This is a genomic window from Gordonia malaquae, from assembly GCF_037148075.1.
GTDB lineage: Bacteria > Actinomycetota > Actinomycetes > Mycobacteriales > Mycobacteriaceae > Gordonia > Gordonia malaquae.
The window spans coordinates 974,499-994,040 of the sequence record NZ_JBBCUB010000001.1 but is presented as its reverse complement, the minus strand read 5'-3'; the positions used below and the strand labels follow the sequence as shown (position 1 = coordinate 994,040).

The window sequence follows — 19,542 nt, the reverse complement described above, 5'->3', positions numbered from 1 at the left end:
GTCAGCGGCTCCAGCGATCGGTGGCCGCGCCGAGCGCGCCGAGCGCCACCGCACCGGCCGCAGCAGTGCGCAGGACCTCGGGCCCGAGGACCACCGCCTTCCCGCCGAGTGCGGTGAGGTCGGCGATCTCGTTGTCGTCGAGGCCCCCTTCGGGGCCGATCACCAGGACGACTTCGGACGCCGATGCGAAGTCGACCGACCGGAACGGCGTCGAACCGGCTTCGTGTAGCAACGCGACCACTCCGCCGTCGGCCACGGCGCGGGCACACAGGTCACGAACGTCGGTGGTGGTCGCGAGATCGGCGACGTCGGGGATCCACGGCCGGCGGGCCTGTTTGGCGGCGGTCGCCGCGGTCGCCCGCCACTTCTCGACACCGCGTTCGGCTTTCGACCCGGCCCAGCGGGCCACGCACCGCGACGCCTGCCACGGGACCACCGCGTCGACGCCGGCTTCCGTCATGAGGTCAACTGCGAGTTCGCTGCGCTCCGATTTCGGCAGCGCCTGCACGACGGTGACAAGTGGCTTGGGTCGAGTGTTGAACTCGACACGACCGACGCGAACAGTCAACCGGTCCTTACCTGACACACCGGTCACCTCGCAGTCGGCAAGAGTTCCGCGGCCGTCACCGAGAATCACCGACTGGCCCTGGCGGATCCGGGTGACGGTCACCGCGTGTCTGCCCTCCGAGCCCGACACCGTCGCGGTGTCACCCGCGGCGGGGACGTCGTCGACCCAGAAGAGCGGCGGGGTCATCGGCCCACGAATGCGTTGCGCAGTTTGGAGAACAGTCCACCGGATGCCGACTTCGACGACGCGGTCACGACCTCGACGTCGTCGCCGATGGCGTCGCGGAGAGTGCGAAGGAGGTCTGCCTGAGCGGAGTCGACCTTGCGGGGCACCACGACTTCGAGGTGTGCGTGCAGGTCGCCGCGCATGCCGGTGTTCAGGTGCGGCATCCCGTGACCGCGCACGCGGACCACCGTGCCGGGCTGCGTGCCCGGATCGATGGTCACGGTGGCGGTGCTGCCGAGGACCGTGTCGACGCTCACTTCGCCGCCGAGCGCCGCATCGGCCATCGGGACGCGGACCGTGCAGTGCAGATCGTCGCCGTCACGGACGAAGACGTCGTCGACAGCCTCGCTGACCTCGACATAGAGGTCTCCCGCGGGACCGCCGCCAGGTCCGACCTCACCCTGGCCGGTCAGGCGTACCCGCATTCCCTCCTGGACGCCTGCCGGAATCTTGACGGTCATGGTGCGGCGGGAGCGAACGCGGCCGTCGCCGCCGCACTTGAGGCAGGGGTCGGGGATGATCTCGCCGACACCGCGGCATTCGGGGCATTCGCGGACTGTCATGACCTGACCGAGGAACGACCGCTGAACCGACTGGATCTCGCCCGCACCCTTACACGTTCCGCAGGTCACCGGCTTGGAGTCGTCACGGGTTCCCGATCCGGTGCACGAGTCGCAGAGGATCGCGGTGTCGACGGTGATCTCCTTGCGTGCGCCCTCTGCAACTTCGTCGAGATCAAGGGTCACGCCGACCAGCGCAGGTTCACCGGGGCGCACGCGGCCACGCGGTCCTCGCCCGCCGCCGCCGAAGCCGCCTCCGCCGCCCCCGAAGAAGGTCTGGAAGATGTCTCCGAGGCCGCCTCCGCCGAACGGATCGCCGCCGAAGCCGCCTCCGCCCGGACCTGCAAGCGGGTCCCCGCCGGCGTCGACGACGCGACGCTTCTCCGGGTCGGACAACACCTCGTAGGCGGTGGTCACCTCTTTGAACCGGTCCTCGGCGTCCGGGTTGACGTCGGGGTGCAGTTCGCGGGCGAGCTTCCGGTACGCGCGCTTGATCTCCTGATCAGTCGCGCCCTGCGCCACGCCGAGAATGCCGTAGTAATCACGAGCCACGGTGAAAATCGTCCTTACACATAACTATCGATCGGCGAGAACTTCGCCGACGTACTTCGCAACCGCTGCGACCGACGCGATTGTTCCCGGATAGTCCATCCGGGTGGGGCCGACCACACCGACGCTGCCGAACACTGTGCCCGAAGCACCGTACCCGGTGGAGACGACGGACGTGTTCCGCAGGTTCTCGGTGTTGGTCTCCTCACCGATCTGCACGGTGACGGTGCCGGTCCGCTGGGTGTGCGCCAGGAGTTTCAGGACCACCACCTGCTCTTCAAGAGCTTCCAGGACCGAGTCCATACCGCCGGTCGCGGGAGTGAAGTCTGCGGCCGACCTGGCGAGGTTCGACGTGCCTCCGAGCACCAGCCGATCCTCGCTCCGCTCGACGAGCGTCTCGACCAGCACAGTCGCGACGGTCACGACCGGCTCCTGCAATTCGCGCGGCGCGTGGGTCGCTAGCTCGGCGACGGCGACCGAGGCGTCCTCGAGACGCTGACCGTCGAGGGCTTTGGAGAACATGTCGCGCAGAGTGGCCAATGTGTGGTCGTCGATCGGAGCGCGGAGCGTCGCCATGCGCTGCTCGACACGCCCGGTGTCGGTTATGACGACGAGCAGTAGTCGCGACGGGCTCAGCGCCACAACTTCGAGGTGTCGGACTCGTGCCGTCGACAGCACCGGATACTGAATCACGGCCACTTGCCGTGTCAGTTGCGCGAGCAGTTTCACCGACCGCCGCAGCACGTCGTCGAGGTCGACGCCGGAATCGAGGACGGTGAGGATCGCGCGTCGTTCGGCTGAGGACAGCGGCTTGATCTCGCTGATCCGGTCCACGAACAGGCGATATCCCTTGTCGGTCGGCACGCGCCCCGAGCTCGTGTGGGGCTGAGTGATGTAGCCCTCCGCCTCCAGAAACGCCATGTCGTTGCGGACCGTCGCACTGGACACGCCGAGCTGATGCCGCTCGACGAGAGCCTTCGATCCGATCGGTTCCTGGGTGTCCACGAAGTCGGTGACGATGGCGTGCAGGATCTCGAAGCGACGGTCGTCTGCGGTCGACACCGGGCACCTCCTCGCGCTGTTGCATAGAGTGGACATGTTCATTCTACGAAACCGACTTCAGAGGCCAGGCGGCGATGATCTTCAAGGGCGTTCACGACGGGAAGCCCTACCCTGATCACGGCCTGACCCCGCGCGAATGGGCCAAGATCCCACCTCGCCAGTTCCGCTTGGATCAATTGACGCCCGTCACGACGGTCCTGGCCCTGGACAAGCTGCTGTCGGAGGACTCCACGTTCTACGGGGACCTCTTCTCACATGTGGTGCAGTTTCAGGACGTTCTGTATCTGGAGGACGGACTGCACCGCGCAGTCCGGTCGGCGCTGCGGAATCGGACGACAATCCACGCGCGCTTGTTCGATCTCGACTCGCATCTCGCCCGACTCGGGACGCTGCCGGGGCAGGACGACCTCGACGTGGAGACGACGGCGCCGCTGAGCCCGGTCTCCACGCCACTCCCCGTCCATCCGCGACGCCGCGTCCGCACCGCGGGCGTCCACCGACTCGACTGACCGCCTCCCGGCAGTTCCGAGCAGAGTCCAGACGTTCGTTCGTCCCTGACCTGGGATCAAAGATGCTTGGGGCGGGAAGCGGACTCAGGCTTGCACTGCTTCATGCGCTTTTGTTGACTCCCCTGCCTCAACTCAGCGACCGTCAGGCCCGAGCCAGCGGGTTGAGAAGGATGGGGAGTCGCGCCCCCGCCCGCCACAGGACCGCGGCGCTCGAATACGGACGCAGCTGAGCCTCAATCTTCATCGCGTCACAGAACGTCTGCGTGAAGCCGGCGCGCGAGTGGGCCGCCTCGGTGACCGCGATGAGCCCCGCATCGAGTTCACGTGAACGGCGTCCCACGACGTCGAGGTTCACCGCCGAGTGAAGGCAACGGGCGACGGGTTCGGCCGGAGTTGCCGGATGAAAGTGGACAGCGATCGCACTGCGCACAATGTCAGCGTCGGCTGCGGATCGATGGCGGGCCACGAGCTCACCCGCTAGAGAGCCCCCGATCGCAGCGAAGCACCCGTATCCGTCGACGTCGGGTCCGCCGAGCGCCAGGTCGTGCAGCATCGTCGCCGCCCAGAGCTGCTCAGGATCGGTGACCAGCCCGTCGACCTCGGCGAACGCCGCCGCCCATTGGAAGCACCGCAGGCTGTGCGCGAGCACCTCGGGCGCGAGTTCGTCTGCCGCGCGTTCGGCGACCTCCGTGGCGAACTTCGAATCCGGCGGCGTCACCAGCTGCCCGCACGAACTCGACGAGACTCGGCGCAACTGGCCTGGAAGCGACCGAGCTGCGGCCGCAGATGCCGCCATCGCGGTAGAGAGCCGCTCGGACCGAGTCAGCTCACCGATCCTCATTCGACGCCGATCCGCGACGCAAGGTCGGATCGCACCACAGCAAGGAGTTCATCGATCTCCGCTGTCGACGCGAAGCCCTGCGCCCCCAACGCGATCATTCCGTTCACAGTCCCCCACAGTCGGAGCGCTTCCGTCCGCGCGGCTCGCGCGTTCAGGGCCGACGCGGCAACAGCCTCGTCGACGACGCCTGCCAGCAGCGTCCGAACCATGCGACGGGCCTCATCCACGAGTTCGGAGTCTCCGCTTCCAACGTCAGACAGCCCGAGGATCCGGAAGGCATTCGGGTTGCGCGCGTGAAAGCCCAGGTAGGCGTCGAAGACCGCCAGTTCAACTGGCCCGTCCACCGCAGAGATGGCGTCCGCCATCTCCTGCGCGTGTTCCCTCGCGATCCGGCACGCCAGTGCGGCGTAAACATCCGCTTTGCCGCCGGGGAAGTTCGCGTAGATGGAGCTGAGTGCAACGTCGGCGACCCGGGCGAGCTCGTCGACGGACGTCTGCCGGAATCCCCGCGTCGCGAACAGGCCGGCTGCCGCGTCCAGAACTGCGTTGTGGGTGCGGCGTCGACGACGGTCGGTCGGCTCGATCAACGGAACTGTCATACAAAAAACGTAGCAGCACTATTGATTCGTAGTCCAACTATGTTTTCATAGTTTTACTACGATAATGAAGGAGACGGCCATGACCGATGCGCCCACCACCGGATCTGATGCGATGCGGATGTTCTTTCCAGGTTCCCCGTTCATCGGAACCCTCGGCGTCGAGATCATCGACCTCGGCGAAGGCTCCGCACGCCTGCGAATGCCGTTCGTCGACGCGAACACAACGATCGGCCCGATGGTTCACGGCGGCGCGATCGCAGCGTGCATCGATCTCGGCATCATGGCCGCGGCGTGGGCGGGCGAGGGCCCCGTCCCCGAGCAATTGCGCGGCGTGACCGTGTCCATGTCGGTCAACTTCATCGCACCGGCGATGAACGACGACATCGAGATCATCGGCACACGCCTCCGACGCGGCCGCAAACTGTCGCACTGCTCGGTCGAGATCCGCACACGGTCCGACGATCAACTCGTCGCCACCGGATCGGGCGTCTACCAGGTCGGTTGAGACCGATCGTGAGGCATTTTCCGGTCGTCGAGCGGAACTCCTGACCGTCGAGCGGAGTCGAAGCGGCGTCGAACGTTGCGCTCATTCCTCGTTCGCGTCAAAGATGCCTGGGACAGGAAGCGGATGTCGGCTTGCGCTGCTTCATGCGGTTGATTCCCTGCCTCATCTCGCACTGACCTGCCTCAATGCGTCTTCCCTGCCTGAGCTCAGGCAGGGAAGTCCAGTTGAGGCAGGTCAGTGCGAGATGAGGCAGGGAGGTTCGCCCCACTCCCCGTATCAAGCATCTTTGACCCTGAGCCGGGCACAAACATCGCCTCGACGCCGACCCGAAACTCTACGACGAGCGACGGACCAGTCAGTCGAGAATGTCCCGGACGACGCCGTCCGCGAGGAGACGACCGCGATCGGTGAGGACGTACGCGCCCGACTCCACGACGAGAAGCCCGGCGACCACGGCGACGTCGGCACGTGCGCGTTCAGCGTCGTCGAGCATGGCCGCAGGCAGCCCGTCGCGCATCCGAAGGCGCAGCATCACCGCTTCGGTGTGCACGTCCTCAGCCGAGAGCATCTCCTGGCCACCGACCGGGAGCCTGCCCTCGGCGAGCGACGCCGAGTAGGTCGCGGGGTGCTTCTGGTTCCACCAGCGCACACCGTTGACGTGCGAGTGAGCGCCGGGTCCGATACCCCACCAGTCATCGCTCCGCCAGTATGCCTCGTTGTGCCTGCATGCCGAGTCCGGTTGCGGCAGAGCCCAGTTCGACACCTCGTACCAGGTGAGACCGGCCGCGGAGAGCCGAGCGTCGAGCATCTCGTAGCGCGCAGCGAGGACGTCGTCGTCGGGCATCGGCACCTCACCGCGCCGAACCTTCCTTGCGAACGCAGTTCCGTCCTCGACGATCAGCGCATACGCGGACACGTGGTCGACAGGCACGGACAGCACCGCGTCGATCGACGCGGCGAGGTCGGCGTCCGACTCCCCAGGCGTGCCGTAGATCAAGTCGAGGTTCAGGTGCTCGAAACCGGCGTCGACCGCTTCCCTCGCGGCCTGCAACGCACGGCCCGGCGTGTGCGTGCGTTCCAACACCGACAGGACGTGCGGAGCCGCGGACTGCATGCCGAGCGAGATCCGCGTGAATCCCGCCTCACGCAGTCGGCCGAAGAACTCCGGCGACGTCGACTCCGGATTCGACTCGGTCGTCACCTCCGCACCGGGTGCGAGGTCGAACGAGTCGCGAACCGCGCCGAGGAGTTCGGCCAGCCCCTCCCCGCCGAGCAACGACGGCGTGCCGCCTCCCACGAACACCGTCGACACTTCACGCGTCGGCGACAGCAATGCTGCAGCCGTGTCGAGTTCGCGGCGGACCCCCTCCATCCACGACTGCGGGGACGACGACGAACCGAGTTCACCGGCCGTGTAGGTATTGAAGTCGCAGTAGCCGCACCGCGTGGCGCAGAACGGTACGTGCAGGTAGAGGCCGAGCGGACGAGCACCGTCGACCGAGCCGAACGCCGCCAGCGCCTGTTCCGAGAGCCGCTCAGGGGCCTGCCGATTCACCACTGAACCATCATCCCGCATCGCCTCTCGACCAAGTGAATCCGCTCCGTCCGGGTAATTAACATCACCGTGATCGAAAATAACCCCAAGTAGACGACCCGTCCCCGCGCGTGGCACTATGGACAACGTGACTTCCCCAGGAGTGTGGCTCGCCGAGCGGCGACACATCGACCTCAAGCGCGTCTGCAGCGCGTTCTGTCGGCTCTAGCCGACGATCCGACCGCTTCCGTGCACTTCTGCGCGTAGAGACAAAGCGGCCCAGTGATCGGCCCGCCTTCTGGCCCAGCCGATTCTCGTCACACACCTGATTTCCAGCCCAACGCCGTGCTGCCCTGCCCGCAGCATGCCTTGTAGGAGAATTCATGACGCTCACGTCAACCGAGTCGGCCGATGCTGCGCCTGCAGCGGCCGCCGACGCGCCCGCAGCACCGCGCAAGCGCGCGCGGCCGGTCAAGCGCAAATCCGAAGGCCAGTGGGCCCTCGGCTACCGCACACCGCTCAATCCGAATGAGCAGACCAAGCGCGACGACAACCCGTTGAACGTCCGGGCCCGCATCGAGAACATCTACTCGAAGCAGGGTTTCGATTCCATCGACAAGGCGGATCTGCGCGGCCGCATGCGTTGGTGGGGGCTGTACACCCAGCGCGAACAAGGCTACGACGGCACGTACACCGGCGACGAGAACATCGACCTCCTCGAGGCCCGGTACTTCATGATGCGCGTGCGGTGCGACGGCGGGAAGCTCGACGCAGCGCAGATGCGCACGCTGGGTGAGATCTCGACGGAGTTCGGCCGCGACACCGCCGACATCTCCGATCGCGAGAACGTCCAGTACCACTGGATCGAGATCGAGAACGTCCCCGAGATCTGGAAGCGGCTCGAAGCCGTCGGGCTCAAGACGACCGAGGCATGCGGCGACTGCCCGCGCGTGGTGCTCGGCTCGCCGCTCGCCGGCGAGTCGTTCGACGAGGTCCTCGACCCGACGCCCGCGATCGACGAGATCGTCCGCCGGTACATCGGCGATCCCGCGTATTCGAACCTGCCCCGCAAGTTCAAGACCGCGATCTCCGGCCAGCAGGACGTCGTCCACGAGATCAACGACGTCGCCTTCATCGGCGTGAATCATCCCGAACACGGCCCCGGCCTCGACCTGTGGGTGGGCGGCGGACTGTCGACGAACCCGATGCTCGCACAGCGCGTGGGCGTGTGGGTGCCTCTCGACGAAGTGCCAGACGTCTGGGAAGGCGTCGTCTCGATCTTCCGCGACTACGGATACCGCCGCCTGCGCGCAAAGGCGCGCCTGAAGTTCCTGATCAAGGACTGGGGCATCGAGAAGTTCCGCCAGGTCCTCGAGGACGAGTACCTGGAGCGGAAGCTGATCGACGGCCCCGCGCCCGAGCAGCCCGCCCGCCCGATCGACCACATCGGCGTACAGAAGCTCCGCAACGGTCTCAACGCAATCGGCTTCACGCCGATCGCGGGCCGCGTGTCGGGGACCATCCTCACCAAGGTCGCCGATGCGATGGACCGTGTCGGCTCTGACCGCGCTTCTTTCACGCCGTATCAGAAGCTGATCGTCCTCGACGTGCCCGACGATCAGGTCGAGTCGCTCATCGACGAGCTGGCTCCGCTCGGGCTACAGGCCCGGGCGTCGAACTGGCGGCGGAACCTGCTCGCGTGCAGCGGCATCGAGTTCTGCAAGCTGTCGTTCGTCGAGACGCGCAAGCGGTCGCAGGTGCTCGCACCCGACCTCGAAGAGCGCCTCGCCGACATCAACGCCCAGCTCGACGTCCCGATCACCGTGAACATCAACGGATGCCCCAATTCGTGCGGCCGGTCGCAGATCGCCGACATCGGCTTCAAGGGTCAACTCGTCGAGAACGACGAAGGCGAGCAGGTCGAGGGCTACCAGGTCCACCTGGGCGGCAGCCTCGGCCTCGACTCCGGCTTCGGCCGCAAACTACGCCAGCACAAGGTCGTCAGCGTCGACCTCGGCGACTACATCGAACGAGTCGTCCGAAACTTCATCGAGCACCGCGAAGACGGCGAACGCTTCGCCGTGTGGGCCGTCCGAGCAGAAGAGGAGCACTTGCGATGACTGATCTCGACTTCGCTCGACCAGCCGAGGAAACCGCTCGACCAGCAGAGGAAACCATCGACGACCTCCGGGCCATCGCCGAGGCCGGAGCAGCTCAGCTCGGGCCGGATGCGACCGCGTCGGAGCTGCTCGCGTGGACCGCGGAGACGTTCGGTCCCGACTTCCTGATCGCCGCGAACATGCAGGACGCTGTGCTCATCGACGTCGCGGACAAGGCCATCACCGACAAGGACGCCGTCGGCGGAAAGCTGAAGGCGCTGTTCCTCGACACCGGCTATCACTTCGCCGAGACACTCGGCACCCGGGACGCCGTCGAGTCGGTGTACAACCTCGAGTTGATCAACGTCACCCCGGAACAGACCGTGGAGCAGCAGGACGAGCTGGTCGGACGCAACCTGTTCGCGTCCGATCCGGGTGAGTGCTGCCGGCTGCGCAAGGTGGTGCCGCTCAAGGCGTCGCTCGCGCCGTACCGCGCGTGGGTCACCGGCATCCGCCGTGTCGAGGCGCCGACACGCGCCAACGCCCCACTGATCTCGTTCGACGACGCGTTCGGGCTGGTCAAGATCAACCCGCTCGCCGCGTGGACCGACAAGGAGTTCCAGAACTACATCGACGCCAACGGCGTCCTCGTGAACCCGCTGGTGGACGAGGGCTACCCGTCGATCGGGTGCGAACCGTGCACCCTCAAACCGAAAGCCGGAGAAGATCCGCGCAGCGGCCGTTGGGCCGGGCGCGCCAAGACAGAATGCGGGCTGCACGCATCATGACCATTTCCGAGAATCCCACCCGGTCGTTCGACCGCGCTGACGAGTTCACCACGCTCGACGCGCTCGAGTCGGAGTCGATCCACATCTTCCGTGAGGTGGCCGGCGAGTTCGAGCGTCCGGTGATCCTGTTCTCCGGCGGCAAGGACTCCACCGTCCTGCTCCACCTGGCGTTGAAGGCGTTCTGGCCCGCGCCACTGCCGTTCTCACTGCTGCACGTGGACACCGGCCACAACCTGCCCGAGATCATCCAGTTCCGCGACGAGATCGTCGAACGGCACAACCTGCGACTGCACGTCGCGAAGGTCGAGGATTACATCGCGGACGGTCGCCTCACCGAGCGTCCGGACGGCATTCGCAATCCACTGCAGACCATTCCGCTGCTCGACGGCATCACCGAGAACCGGTTCGACGCGGTGTTCGGCGGTGCGCGACGAGACGAGGAACGCGCCCGCGCCAAGGAGCGGATCTTCTCCCTGCGCAACGCATTCGGTCAGTGGGACCCGAAGCGGCAGCGTCCAGAACTCTGGAACCTGTACAACGGCCGCCACGCACCGGGTGAGCACGTCCGCGTGTTCCCGCTGAGCAACTGGACCGAGCTCGACATCTGGCGCTACATCGCGCGTGAGCAGGTGCTCCTCGCTCCCCTCTACTACGCGCACGAGCGCGAGGTGTACGAGCGCGACGGCATGTGGATGACGTCCGGACCGTGGGGCGGTCCCCGCGAGGGCGAGACCGTCGAGACCCGGACCGTGCGCTACCGCACTGTCGGCGACGGTTCGACGACTGGCGCCGTCCTGTCCGAGGCCGCCGACAACGAAGCCGTTCTGGCCGAGGTCGCGGCGTCGCGCCTCACCGAACGTGGCGCCACCCGCGGCGACGACCGCGTCTCCGAGGCAGCCATGGAAGACCGCAAGCGCGAAGGATATTTCTGATGAGTGCCCCCACCCCCGCCCCCGACCTGCTGCGCATCGCGACCGCGGGCAGCGTCGACGACGGAAAGTCGACCCTCGTCGGCCGACTGTTGTTCGACACCAAGTCGGTGCTCGCTGATCAGATCGACGCCGTCACCAAGGCGTCCGTCGACCGCGGCATGGACACGCCCGACCTGTCCCTGCTGGTCGACGGCCTCCGCGCCGAGCGCGAGCAGGGCATCACGATCGACGTCGCGTACCGCTACTTCGCGACGCCCGCCCGCTCGTTCGTCCTCGCCGACACCCCGGGCCACGTGCAGTACACCCGCAACACAGTGTCCGGTGCGTCCACCGCTCAGCTGGTGATCCTGCTGGTAGACGCGCGGAGCGGTGTGGTCGCACAGACTCGCCGCCACGCCGCGGTGATGGCCCTCCTCGGCGTTCCGCGCCTCGTCCTCGCCGTCAACAAGATCGACCTCGTCGACAACCCGGGCGAGGTGTTCGCCGAGATCTCCGCGGAGTTCAACCAGATCACCGCGTCCCTCGGCTACTCGTCCGACCAGGTCCAGGAGATTCCCGTCTCGGCGCTCCACGGCGACAACGTGGCGATCCGGTCGGAGAACACCCCGTACTACGACGGCCCGACGCTCATCGAGCACCTCGAGAGTGTGCCGAACGACGTCGACCGAGGCCGAGCCCAGGACGGCGAAGAGCACCTCCGTTCGGTCGGCTTGCGGTTCCCCGTCCAGTACGTGATCCGGCCGCGGACCCCCGAGTACCCCGACTACCGCGGGTACGCCGGTCAGATCGCTGCCGGCCGCGTGTCCGTCGGCGACGAGATCGTGGTCCAGCCGTCGGGCATCCGCACGACCATCGCGAAGATCGACACCGCGGACGGCGAACTCGAGACCGCGCACACCGGACGCAGCGTCACCCTGCTGCTGACGGACGACGTCGACATCTCACGCGGTGACCTCATCTCGTCGGTCACCGATGCACCCGAGCCCGCCCAACAGTTCACCGCGACTGTCTGCTGGCTCGCGGAGAAGGCTTTGCGGCCGGGAGCTCGTCTGCTCCTCAAGCACGGCGCCAAGACGACGCAGGTGATCATCTCCTCGCTCGACGCCCTCTTCGACGAGCAGGATCTTGCCGTGCTCGACGCCCCGGAGACAGTTGAGCTCAATCAGATCGGCCGCATCTCCCTGATGACGGCCGAGCCGATCGCCGCCGACGACTACCAGGTGAACCGCGAGTCGGGCAGCTTCCTGATCATCGACCCGCAGGGTGGCAACACACTCGGTGCCGGTCTGATCGGCGATGCACTCGCCCCGCTGCACCTGTCGCAGGCCGCGGCAGTCTGATGGCGACGCCGATGCGTGATGGGGGCGGCACCGTTGTCCTCGTCGCGCACGGCAGTCGAGACGTCCGCTTCGCGGACACTGCTCGACGGGTGCGCGACGCGGTCGCGGTCGCGATGCCCGGGGTCCGGGTGGAGGTCTCGTTTCTCGATCTGAACGCACCGCTGGTCGGGGACGTTCTGGCGGACGTGTCCGGCGACGTGACGGTGGTGCCGTTGCTGTTCGGCGACGGCTATCACTCCAAGGTCGATCTGCCTGCGACGATCAACGCCGTCCGTCGCAGACACCCGAGATTGAGGGCCGTCCAGACTCCGGTGATCGGATCCCGCTCCCCGGTCCCGGCCCTCTGCGACCGCCTCCGCGAGGCCGGCCTCCAGCAGGGCGCAGGCGTTCTGCTCTACGCCGTCGGTTCCAGTGACGCCGGGTCGGACGACTCCATCCGTGCTCGCGGCGTTGAACTGTCGTCCGCCTTGCAGATGCCGGTCCAGACTGTGTTCGCTACGCGGCTCGGATCCGACGGGCGCCCGGTCGCCGACGCAGTTCACGCTCTCCGAGCTGCGGGCGCGACGTCGATCGCCGCGTCTCCGCTGTTCCTGTCTGCCGGTCTGCTGACCGAGCGCGTCGAACGGTGGCTCGACGTCTACGCCCCCGGATCTGTGGTCGCCGGTCCCCTCGGCGCGCATCCGGCGATCGTCGATGCTGCCGCCGCGCTCCACCGGGCCGCCTTCGCAGCCGTCTGACCGACGTCTCCGGTCAGTCGTCGGTGAACACCCCGTCGAGGAACTCTCCGATGTCGTTGATCGCCGTGGTCCCCAGGCCCGTGACAGCGGCCAGATTGGCGACGAACCCGTGGATCTGGCCGTCGTACCGTCGTGCTTGAACGTCAACCCCTGCATCGGCGAGGCGATGCGCGTACACCTCGCCCTGGTCACGCAGCGGGTCGAACTCGGCGGTGACGACAAACGCCGGGGGCAGTCCGGACAGGTCCTCGACAAGCATCGGCGAGGCGCGCCAGTCGAGCGGATCCGCCCGGTACCCCTCCCCGAACCACCGCAGGACGTCGACGGTGATGAAGAAGCCACGACCGTTCTCGTGGAGTGACGGGTAGGGCTTGGAGATGTCCGTCGCCGGGTAGATCAGCACCTGCGCGGCGAGCGCCGGGCCGCCGTTGTCGCGGGCGTCGATCGCGACGACGGTCGCGAGGTTCCCGCCTGCGCTGTCACCCGCCACCGCGATGCGAGACGCATCGCCGTCGAGCTCGGCGGCGTGGTCACCGACCCACCGCGTCACCGCGATCGCGTCGTCGACGGCCGCGGGGAACGGGTCCTCCGGCCCCTTGCGGTAGTCGACGGACACGACGACCGCGCCGATCTGCTTGCAGAGCACCGACACCGGGCCGTGGACTGTCGACGGATTGCCGACCACGAACCCGCCACCGGGAAAGAAGATCACGACGGGGAACGGCCCCTCACCTTCCGGCGTGTAGACGCGGACCGCGATGTCGCCTGCGGGCCCCGGGATCGTCCGTTCGACGACGTCGGCGACCTCGACCGGTGCGATACCCGACCGAATGCTGAGCTTGTCGAACGCTGTCCTCGCCTGATCGAGCGGCATCTCGTGGAGCCCCCGCCCGTTCTCGGTCGCGGTCAGGAATGCTTGGGTCTTCGGATCGACTGGCACTGACTGTCTCCACTCATCTCGACGTCTCGTCTGATGACGTCAGTCTGCCCCATGGCCGGCAGGGACGATCGAGACGACTCGAACTGCGATCCGCGACACACCGTCGATCAGATGAACGACTCCTTCTCGACTTTCTGAGAAGCGTCTGAGTATTCTTCCAGCTATGAAACTTCGCCAGTTGCTCGCAGCCTTCGCGATCGTCGGAACGCTCGCGACCTCCGCCACCTTTGTTCCGGCGGCCACCCCGGAAGCAGACGCGGCACGAAGCGGCTACTGGGGAGCAATCTCTTGGGCCTACAACGGGGCGACCGGCTACGCGGTCAACTACCCGACGCAGAAGTCCGCGATCCGTGCCGCCAAGGGCCGATGCGGTTCACGATGCGGGTACTTCACCTTCTACCGCTCGTGCGGCGCCGTGGCGTACAAGTTCACGTCCTACCGCACCTATGTCGGCACCGCCCGCGGCTACCGCACCCGCGTAGGCGCGGAGCGCGCCGCACGGAGCCAGGCCGGATACGGCTCACACGTCCGCGGTTGGGCCTGCACCTCGGGCCGCTAAGCCACTCGACCTCACGAACCTGGCGTTTGGTGTCATCTGGTGACACCAAACGCCAGGTTTGTCTTGTCAGTCGTTCGAGAGCTGCGGAACCTTCGTCGCACGAGCGAAGATCGACTCGCCCGCCTGTAGATTCAGCGCGTTCTGGTCGCCACGCGTGATCTGAGCGACGAACTCCTCGCCTGTGGTCGCAGCCTTGAGCTCCACCCGAGTCTCAAAACCGAGGTTGACCACACGTTCGACTGACGCCTTCACCACGCCGGTGTCCAGCGTCGAATCGGGTCCGGGGAACACCATCTCCGGGGTCCGGCCGAGACGGATGTCGTGCGGACGGACAAGCTCGCCGTTGAGGCGCGACACCGAACCGAGGAACGACGCGACGAACACGTTGTCCGGGCGGTCGTACAGATCGTCCGGCGCCCCGACCTGCTCGATCCGCCCCTTGTTCAGCACCGCGATACGGTCGGAGACGTCGAGGGCCTCCTGCTGATCGTGCGTCACCAGAACGGTCGTCACATTCACCTCGTCGTGAAGCTTGCGGAGCCATTTCCGGAGGTCTTCGCGGACCTTCGCGTCGAGCGCGCCGAACGGCTCGTCGAGCAGCAGCACCTGCGGGTCCACCGCAAGCGCGCGAGCCAGCGCCATGCGCTGACGCTGGCCGCCCGACAACTGTGCGGGGTAGCGCTTCTGGAAGACCGTGAGTCCGACGATGTCGAGCAGCTCGTCGACCTTCTTCTTGATCTCGTCCTTCGGGCGCTTCCGGATCTTGAGGCCGAACGCGATGTTCTCGCGCACGGTGAGGTGCTTGAACGCCGCGTAGTGCTGGAAGACGAATCCGATGTCACGTTGCTGCGGCGACGCCGAGGACACGTCTCTTCCGTTGATCTTGACCGTTCCCGAGTCGAGGCGGTCGAGTCCCGCGATGGCGCGGAGCAGAGTCGACTTGCCCGAACCCGACGGCCCCAGAAGGGACGTGAGCGAACCCTCTGGGATGTCGATCGACACGTCGTCGAGGGCAGCGAATTCGCCGTAGCGCTTGTTGGCGCCGATCACCGAGATGGACATGTCAGATCTTCTCCTGCGCTGGTGTGGAGGGGGTGGTACCGCTGGTGGGGGAATCGACGACCGACGCGCTGGCGTCGGCGACACGTCCTTGGACACGTCGCTCGATCACGGTCATGAAGACGAGGACGACGATCGCGACGAGCATCAGCAGCGTCGCGGCCGCATAGGCCCCGTACTCGTTGTAGTCGTCGGTGTAGCGCGAATGCACGAGGAGGGTCAGCGTCTGCGACACCCCTGGGAAGTTCGACGACACCATGGTGACCGCGCCGTATTCGCCGAGTGCGCGAGCGACGGTCAGGACCACGCCGTAGGTCAGGCCCCATCGGATGGCCGGGAGGGTGATCCGCCAGAACGTCTGCCAACCGGTAGCGCCGAGCGTGGATGCAGCCTCCTCCTGCTCGGTGCCGATCTCACGGAGCACCGGCTCCACCTCGCGGACCACGAACGGCAGCGTCACGAAGATCGTCGCCAGCACCATGCCGGGCAGTCCGAAGATGATGCGGAAGCCGAGTGACTCGATTCCGCCGAACCAGCCGTCGACGCCCCACAGTGCGATCAGCGCGACACCGACGACAACGGGCGACACTGCGAACGGCAGGTCGACGATCGCCTGGAGGACGCCCTTGCCGCGGAAACGTCCACGAGCGAGCGCGATCGCCATCACGATGCCGAACACGACGTTCAGCGGAACGACGATCACCACGATCAGCAACGACAGTTGCAGAGCGGAGATGGCGGCTGGAGTGGTGATCCACTCCCAGAACTGGCCGAAGCCGTGCTCGAACGACCGCCAGAAGATCAGGCCGACCGGCACCAGGAGCAGGACGAACAGGTAGACGAGGGCGACGCTGCGCAAGCCGAGGCGCGTCCATTTCGACACGATCATGCTTCCGAGCCCTCCCGAGACGTCTGGATGCGCGAGACCACGCGAAGGATCAGCAGCACAACGAATGCGATGACGAGCAGCGCCACTGAGACGGCCGCCGCGTTGACCGGCTCGTCGACCTCGATCTGCTGCTGGATGTACTGCGAGGCGACCTGCGTCTCACCGGGGATGTTGCCGCCGATGAGGACGACCGAGCCGAACTCGCCGATCGCGCGGGTGAACGCCAGTCCGGCCCCGGTGAGGATCGACGGCAGGAGCGCAGGCAACACGATCTTGACCCAGATGGTCCGGTTGCTGGCGCCGAGGACCGCTGCCGCCTCCTCGACACTCGTGTCGAGTTCCATCAGCACGGGCTGCACCTGTCGGACCACGAACGGCAGAGTCACGAACGTCAGCGCGATGATCACCGCGGGCTGGGTGGCCGACAGGTGCACGCCGATCGGGCTGTTTGGCCCGTACAGCGACAGCAGGACCAGGCTGGCGACGATGGTCGGCAGTGCAAACGGCAGGTCGATGATCGCATTGACGAACGCCTTGCCGGGGAAGTCGTCGCGGACCAGGACCCACGCGATGATCGTGCCGAAGACCACGTTCACCAGGGCGACGACCAGCGACACCACCACGGTGATACCGAGCGTGTCGAGCGCCGCCGGATCGGTGACGCCGTCCCAGAATCCGCTTGCTCCGTCGTCGAACGACTGCGCGGCGATCGCGGCGAGCGGCAGCAGAACGATGATGCTCAACCACAGGCCCGCGACGCCGACGGTGAGGCCCGTCGTCGACCTGCGTCCCACGCCCGCTGTCACCGCCTGCGGCTCGGTAGAGGTGTCGGTGCTCAACTGCCCGCCTCCTTCTTGTAGATCGCGGTGATCTCACCGTCGGATCCGAACAGCTTCTTGTCGGTGGCCTTCCAGCCGCCGAGGTCGTCGATCGTCCACAGCTGGGAGATGTCTCCGGGGAACAACTGAGCGGTCTCCTCCTTCACCGCGGCGTCGACGGGGCGGAATCCCGCGGAGGCCCAGAGTCGCTGGGCTTCCGGCGTGAACAGATACGCCACGAAGTCGCGCGCGGCGGCGATGTCGTCGCTTGTGTCGACCACCGCGACCGGATTGTCGATGCGGAAGGTCGCCGACGGAACGACGTAGTCGATCCGCTCGGACTGCGACACCTCGGGGTTCTTCCGCTTGAGCATGATCGCTTCGTTCTCGTAGCTGATCAGGACATCGCCCTGCCCCTTCTCGAACGCCGTGGTCGCCTCGCGGCCCGACTTGGGCAACACCTTGACGTGGTCGCGGACAAGCTCCCGAACGTACGCCAGGCCCGCTTCCGGATCCTTGCCGCCGGAGCTCTTCGCCGCATACGGCGCGAGGAGATTCCACTTGGCCGAACCGGAGCTTCCGGGGTTGGGCGTCACGACGTCGATGCCGGGCCGGAGCAGGTCGTCCCACGACCGGATGTTCTTGGGGTTTCCCTCGCGGACGACGAGTGCGACGACCGAGCCGAAAGGCACCGACTTGTTCGGCGCCTGCTTCTCCCAGTCCTCGGCGACGAGCCCGGCCTTGACCAGGCGGGTCACATCCGGCGCGACAGAGAAGTTGACGACGTCCGTCGGGAGTCCACGTGCGACCTTTCGCGACTGATCGCCCGACGCTCCGTACGACTGCGAGAAGCCGATGTCACTCCCGACGCTGGTGGCGCGAAAGGCCGGGATCACCTTGTCGAACCCGGTCTTCGGCGTCGCGTAGGCGACCAGATTGATGTGCCGCGAGCCAGACGAGATGTCGACCCCGCCCGGTGTGTCGGTGGATCCGCCGCCGCACGCGGCTGCCGATGCGACGAGTGCTGCGGTCATCATGAGGCAGCCGATGATCCGGCGCGGGCGCCGCACGCGCCGATAGGTCTTCTCCGAGTTCACGCGATGACGCTAACAACGACTGACCCGCGCCCTCAACGATTCGACCAGCGGCGAATCGACCATTGTGACCTCTGACCAGTGGTGTGGTAGCCAGTCGGGCACCTGTCAATCCTCCAGATGCGATCGCCGGCCGGAACACGGCCGCGGACGCCGACTACGCTGCGCAGCGTCGGCGTCCGCGGCCTATGCACTTCTGCAACTTCCCCGTGCCGACCATTCTGACGTGCGGTTTCCCGTTTCGATTGGCACTTGGTCTGCTCACTACCGTTATTCGCCCGTAGGCGGAACACAGTGCACGCAGCGACGGTCGGTGCAGCGCTGACCGACGGCGCACCCGCCGTTTCACTCCGACCGATTGAACCGCTCCGATGGCACCGAATCCGTTTCAATCAGGATGATCGAAACCCGTTCCGGCTGGTGGCCGGTACCGGTGTCGGTCAGAACGCATTCGGATGGAGGCCTCTCGCAACGGCCTCCACTGCGGCGATGTTGCCGAGCGTACCCGGGTGCAGATCACTCTCGGAAAGTGCGATCACCCGACCGTGGCGCACTGCGGGAACGTCAGGAAAAGTCCGTGCCAGGTAGTTTCTTGTCTGCTGTTCATGTGCCCGATCGGTGACTCCGAAGACGATCACCTCGGGTGCACGACTGACGATCTCTTCGGGGTTGATCTGCGCGGCGAAGAAGCTCGAGAACTCGTCTGAATCAGGATCGAAAACGTTGGAGCCACCCGCTCGCTTGATGATGTCGGCCTCGACACCCGCACCGATGGCGCTGAGGCTGTTTCCTTCGACGTAGACCTGCGCGACGGTCGGTCTGGGTCGGCCCTCAATCGCGGCAGTCACCGCCGCTAGGCGTCGTTCCGCCTCGTCGGACAACCGTACGGCAGTTTCGCGATGACCGAGGATCTCGCCGAGATTCCGAATGTCAGTGAGCACATCAGAGACTTGCGCTACGTTCCGGCGATCTGCGCAGCCACCGGTCGCGACATACGCGGCAGCGCCGCTCCTGGCCAGCTGATCGAGATCGGCGAAGCCCTGCGAGGCGGTGAACTCGTAGGTCGTCGGCGAGACGACAAGGTCAGGCTGCACTGCGAGCAGACTCTCACGAGCGGGTGGGGAGTCCTCACTGAGAACCGGAACGCCTCGCACCTGGTCGGCAATATCGATCGGGAGGGTGGACACTGCCGTCTGCGCTTGGCCGACCAACTCATCCGCCGCACCGAGCCTGACCAGCAGATCGGTTTGCGTGGGCATCAAACCTACGACTCGCTTCGGTGCCTTGGGGAAGACGAGTTCCCGACCGCAGTTGGTGATTCTCACGGTCTCTCCG

At 66.4% G+C, this 19,542-nt stretch carries 20 protein-coding genes; 8 read left to right on the top strand and 12 right to left on the bottom strand.

Annotated elements, in window-relative coordinates; translation table 11 throughout:
• Position 1: 1 nt before the first annotated feature.
• From WFK36_RS04915 to hrcA, 3 genes are read right to left on the bottom strand one after another with little or no spacing between them, the layout of a single operon-like run.
• Positions 2-754 carry a 16S rRNA (uracil(1498)-N(3))-methyltransferase gene (locus WFK36_RS04915; RefSeq protein ID WP_008380307.1) on the bottom strand — a complete coding sequence of 251 codons (753 nt, stop codon included), beginning with the start codon at positions 752-754 and terminating at the stop codon, positions 2-4.
• The gene (dnaJ, locus tag WFK36_RS04910; protein ID WP_008380310.1) at positions 751-1,905 is read right to left on the bottom strand and encodes a molecular chaperone DnaJ; all 1,155 of its coding nucleotides are present in this window, start codon (positions 1,903-1,905) and stop codon (positions 751-753) included. Before dnaJ ends, WFK36_RS04915 begins: the two co-directional genes overlap by 4 nt.
• A gap of 24 nt (positions 1,906-1,929) precedes the next feature.
• The gene (gene hrcA, locus WFK36_RS04905; RefSeq protein ID WP_008380311.1) at positions 1,930-2,964 is read right to left on the bottom strand and encodes a heat-inducible transcriptional repressor HrcA; all 1,035 of its coding nucleotides are present in this window, start codon (positions 2,962-2,964) and stop codon (positions 1,930-1,932) included.
• A 74-nt stretch (positions 2,965-3,038) separates the two neighbouring features.
• Between hrcA and WFK36_RS04900 the strand changes: the two genes are divergently transcribed.
• Positions 3,039-3,473, top strand: a complete 435-nt coding sequence (locus WFK36_RS04900) for a type II toxin-antitoxin system VapB family antitoxin (protein ID WP_008380313.1) — start codon at positions 3,039-3,041, stop codon at positions 3,471-3,473.
• Between the two features lie 142 nt (positions 3,474-3,615).
• Here WFK36_RS04900 and WFK36_RS04895 read toward each other — a convergent pair whose 3' ends face one another.
• Both WFK36_RS04895 and WFK36_RS04890 read right to left on the bottom strand, forming a co-directional pair.
• On the bottom strand, positions 3,616-4,269 hold the full coding sequence (locus WFK36_RS04895) for an HD domain-containing protein (RefSeq protein ID WP_336790184.1): 654 nt from the start codon (positions 4,267-4,269) through the stop codon (positions 3,616-3,618).
• Positions 4,270-4,310: 41 nt separating this feature from the next.
• Positions 4,311-4,913 carry a TetR/AcrR family transcriptional regulator gene (locus WFK36_RS04890; protein ID WP_336790182.1) on the bottom strand — a complete coding sequence of 201 codons (603 nt, stop codon included), beginning with the start codon at positions 4,911-4,913 and terminating at the stop codon, positions 4,311-4,313.
• A gap of 79 nt (positions 4,914-4,992) precedes the next feature.
• Between WFK36_RS04890 and WFK36_RS04885 the strand changes: the two genes are divergently transcribed.
• Positions 4,993-5,418, top strand: coding sequence for a PaaI family thioesterase (locus WFK36_RS04885; protein WP_336790180.1), 426 nt, complete (start codon positions 4,993-4,995; stop codon positions 5,416-5,418).
• A 355-nt stretch (positions 5,419-5,773) separates the two neighbouring features.
• On the opposite strand, the gene hemW is transcribed toward WFK36_RS04885, so the two are convergent.
• Complete coding sequence (gene hemW, locus WFK36_RS04880; RefSeq protein ID WP_419717389.1) at positions 5,774-6,994, bottom strand: radical SAM family heme chaperone HemW; 1,221 nt, start codon at positions 6,992-6,994, stop codon at positions 5,774-5,776.
• 341 nt (positions 6,995-7,335) lie between these two features.
• Between hemW and WFK36_RS04875 the strand changes: the two genes are divergently transcribed.
• The 5 genes from WFK36_RS04875 to WFK36_RS04855 are packed head-to-tail and all read left to right on the top strand — an operon-like array spanning position 7,336 to position 12,848.
• The gene (locus WFK36_RS04875; RefSeq protein ID WP_336790176.1) at positions 7,336-9,072 is read left to right on the top strand and encodes a nitrite/sulfite reductase; all 1,737 of its coding nucleotides are present in this window, start codon (positions 7,336-7,338) and stop codon (positions 9,070-9,072) included.
• Positions 9,069-9,839, top strand: a complete 771-nt coding sequence (locus tag WFK36_RS04870; protein WP_336790174.1) for a phosphoadenylyl-sulfate reductase — start codon at positions 9,069-9,071, stop codon at positions 9,837-9,839. The genes WFK36_RS04875 and WFK36_RS04870 overlap by 4 nt, the downstream gene beginning before the upstream one ends.
• The gene (gene cysD, locus WFK36_RS04865) at positions 9,818-10,771 is read left to right on the top strand and encodes a sulfate adenylyltransferase subunit CysD (RefSeq protein WP_008380320.1); all 954 of its coding nucleotides are present in this window, start codon (positions 9,818-9,820) and stop codon (positions 10,769-10,771) included. The genes WFK36_RS04870 and cysD overlap by 22 nt, the downstream gene beginning before the upstream one ends.
• Entirely contained in the window at positions 10,771-12,111 is a 1,341-nt protein-coding gene (locus WFK36_RS04860; RefSeq protein ID WP_008380321.1) for a sulfate adenylyltransferase subunit 1, read from the top strand. The genes cysD and WFK36_RS04860 overlap by 1 nt, the downstream gene beginning before the upstream one ends.
• 11 nt (positions 12,112-12,122) lie before the next feature.
• Positions 12,123-12,848, top strand: a complete 726-nt coding sequence (locus WFK36_RS04855; RefSeq protein WP_336790169.1) for a sirohydrochlorin chelatase — start codon at positions 12,123-12,125, stop codon at positions 12,846-12,848.
• 13 nt (positions 12,849-12,861) lie between these two features.
• Here WFK36_RS04855 and WFK36_RS04850 read toward each other — a convergent pair whose 3' ends face one another.
• Complete coding sequence (locus tag WFK36_RS04850) at positions 12,862-13,788, bottom strand: alpha/beta hydrolase (protein ID WP_336790167.1); 927 nt, start codon at positions 13,786-13,788, stop codon at positions 12,862-12,864.
• 163 nt (positions 13,789-13,951) lie between these two features.
• Between WFK36_RS04850 and WFK36_RS04845 the strand changes: the two genes are divergently transcribed.
• Complete coding sequence (locus WFK36_RS04845; RefSeq protein ID WP_336790165.1) at positions 13,952-14,347, top strand: DUF4189 domain-containing protein; 396 nt, start codon at positions 13,952-13,954, stop codon at positions 14,345-14,347.
• Between the two features lie 66 nt (positions 14,348-14,413).
• On the opposite strand, the gene WFK36_RS04840 is transcribed toward WFK36_RS04845, so the two are convergent.
• The 5 genes from WFK36_RS04840 to WFK36_RS04820 all read right to left on the bottom strand — a co-directional run bounded on the left by WFK36_RS04840 (position 14,414) and on the right by WFK36_RS04820 (position 19,466).
• A complete protein-coding gene (locus WFK36_RS04840) occupies positions 14,414-15,409 on the bottom strand; it encodes a sulfate/molybdate ABC transporter ATP-binding protein (RefSeq protein ID WP_008381052.1) in 996 nt (331 codons plus the stop codon).
• A gap of 1 nt (position 15,410) precedes the next feature.
• Positions 15,411-16,295, bottom strand: coding sequence for a sulfate ABC transporter permease subunit CysW (gene cysW / locus WFK36_RS04835; protein WP_008381053.1), 885 nt, complete (start codon positions 16,293-16,295; stop codon positions 15,411-15,413).
• Positions 16,292-17,101, bottom strand: a complete 810-nt coding sequence (gene cysT / locus WFK36_RS04830; protein WP_419717469.1) for a sulfate ABC transporter permease subunit CysT — start codon at positions 17,099-17,101, stop codon at positions 16,292-16,294. The genes cysW and cysT overlap by 4 nt, the downstream gene beginning before the upstream one ends.
• Positions 17,102-17,130: 29 nt before the next feature.
• A complete protein-coding gene (locus WFK36_RS04825) occupies positions 17,131-18,150 on the bottom strand; it encodes a sulfate ABC transporter substrate-binding protein (RefSeq protein ID WP_336790966.1) in 1,020 nt (339 codons plus the stop codon).
• Positions 18,151-18,647: 497 nt separating this feature from the next.
• Positions 18,648-19,466 (bottom strand): ABC transporter substrate-binding protein, encoded by an 819-nt coding sequence (locus tag WFK36_RS04820; RefSeq protein WP_336790162.1) that lies wholly within the window; start codon positions 19,464-19,466, stop codon positions 18,648-18,650.
• Positions 19,467-19,542: the final 76 nt, after the last annotated feature.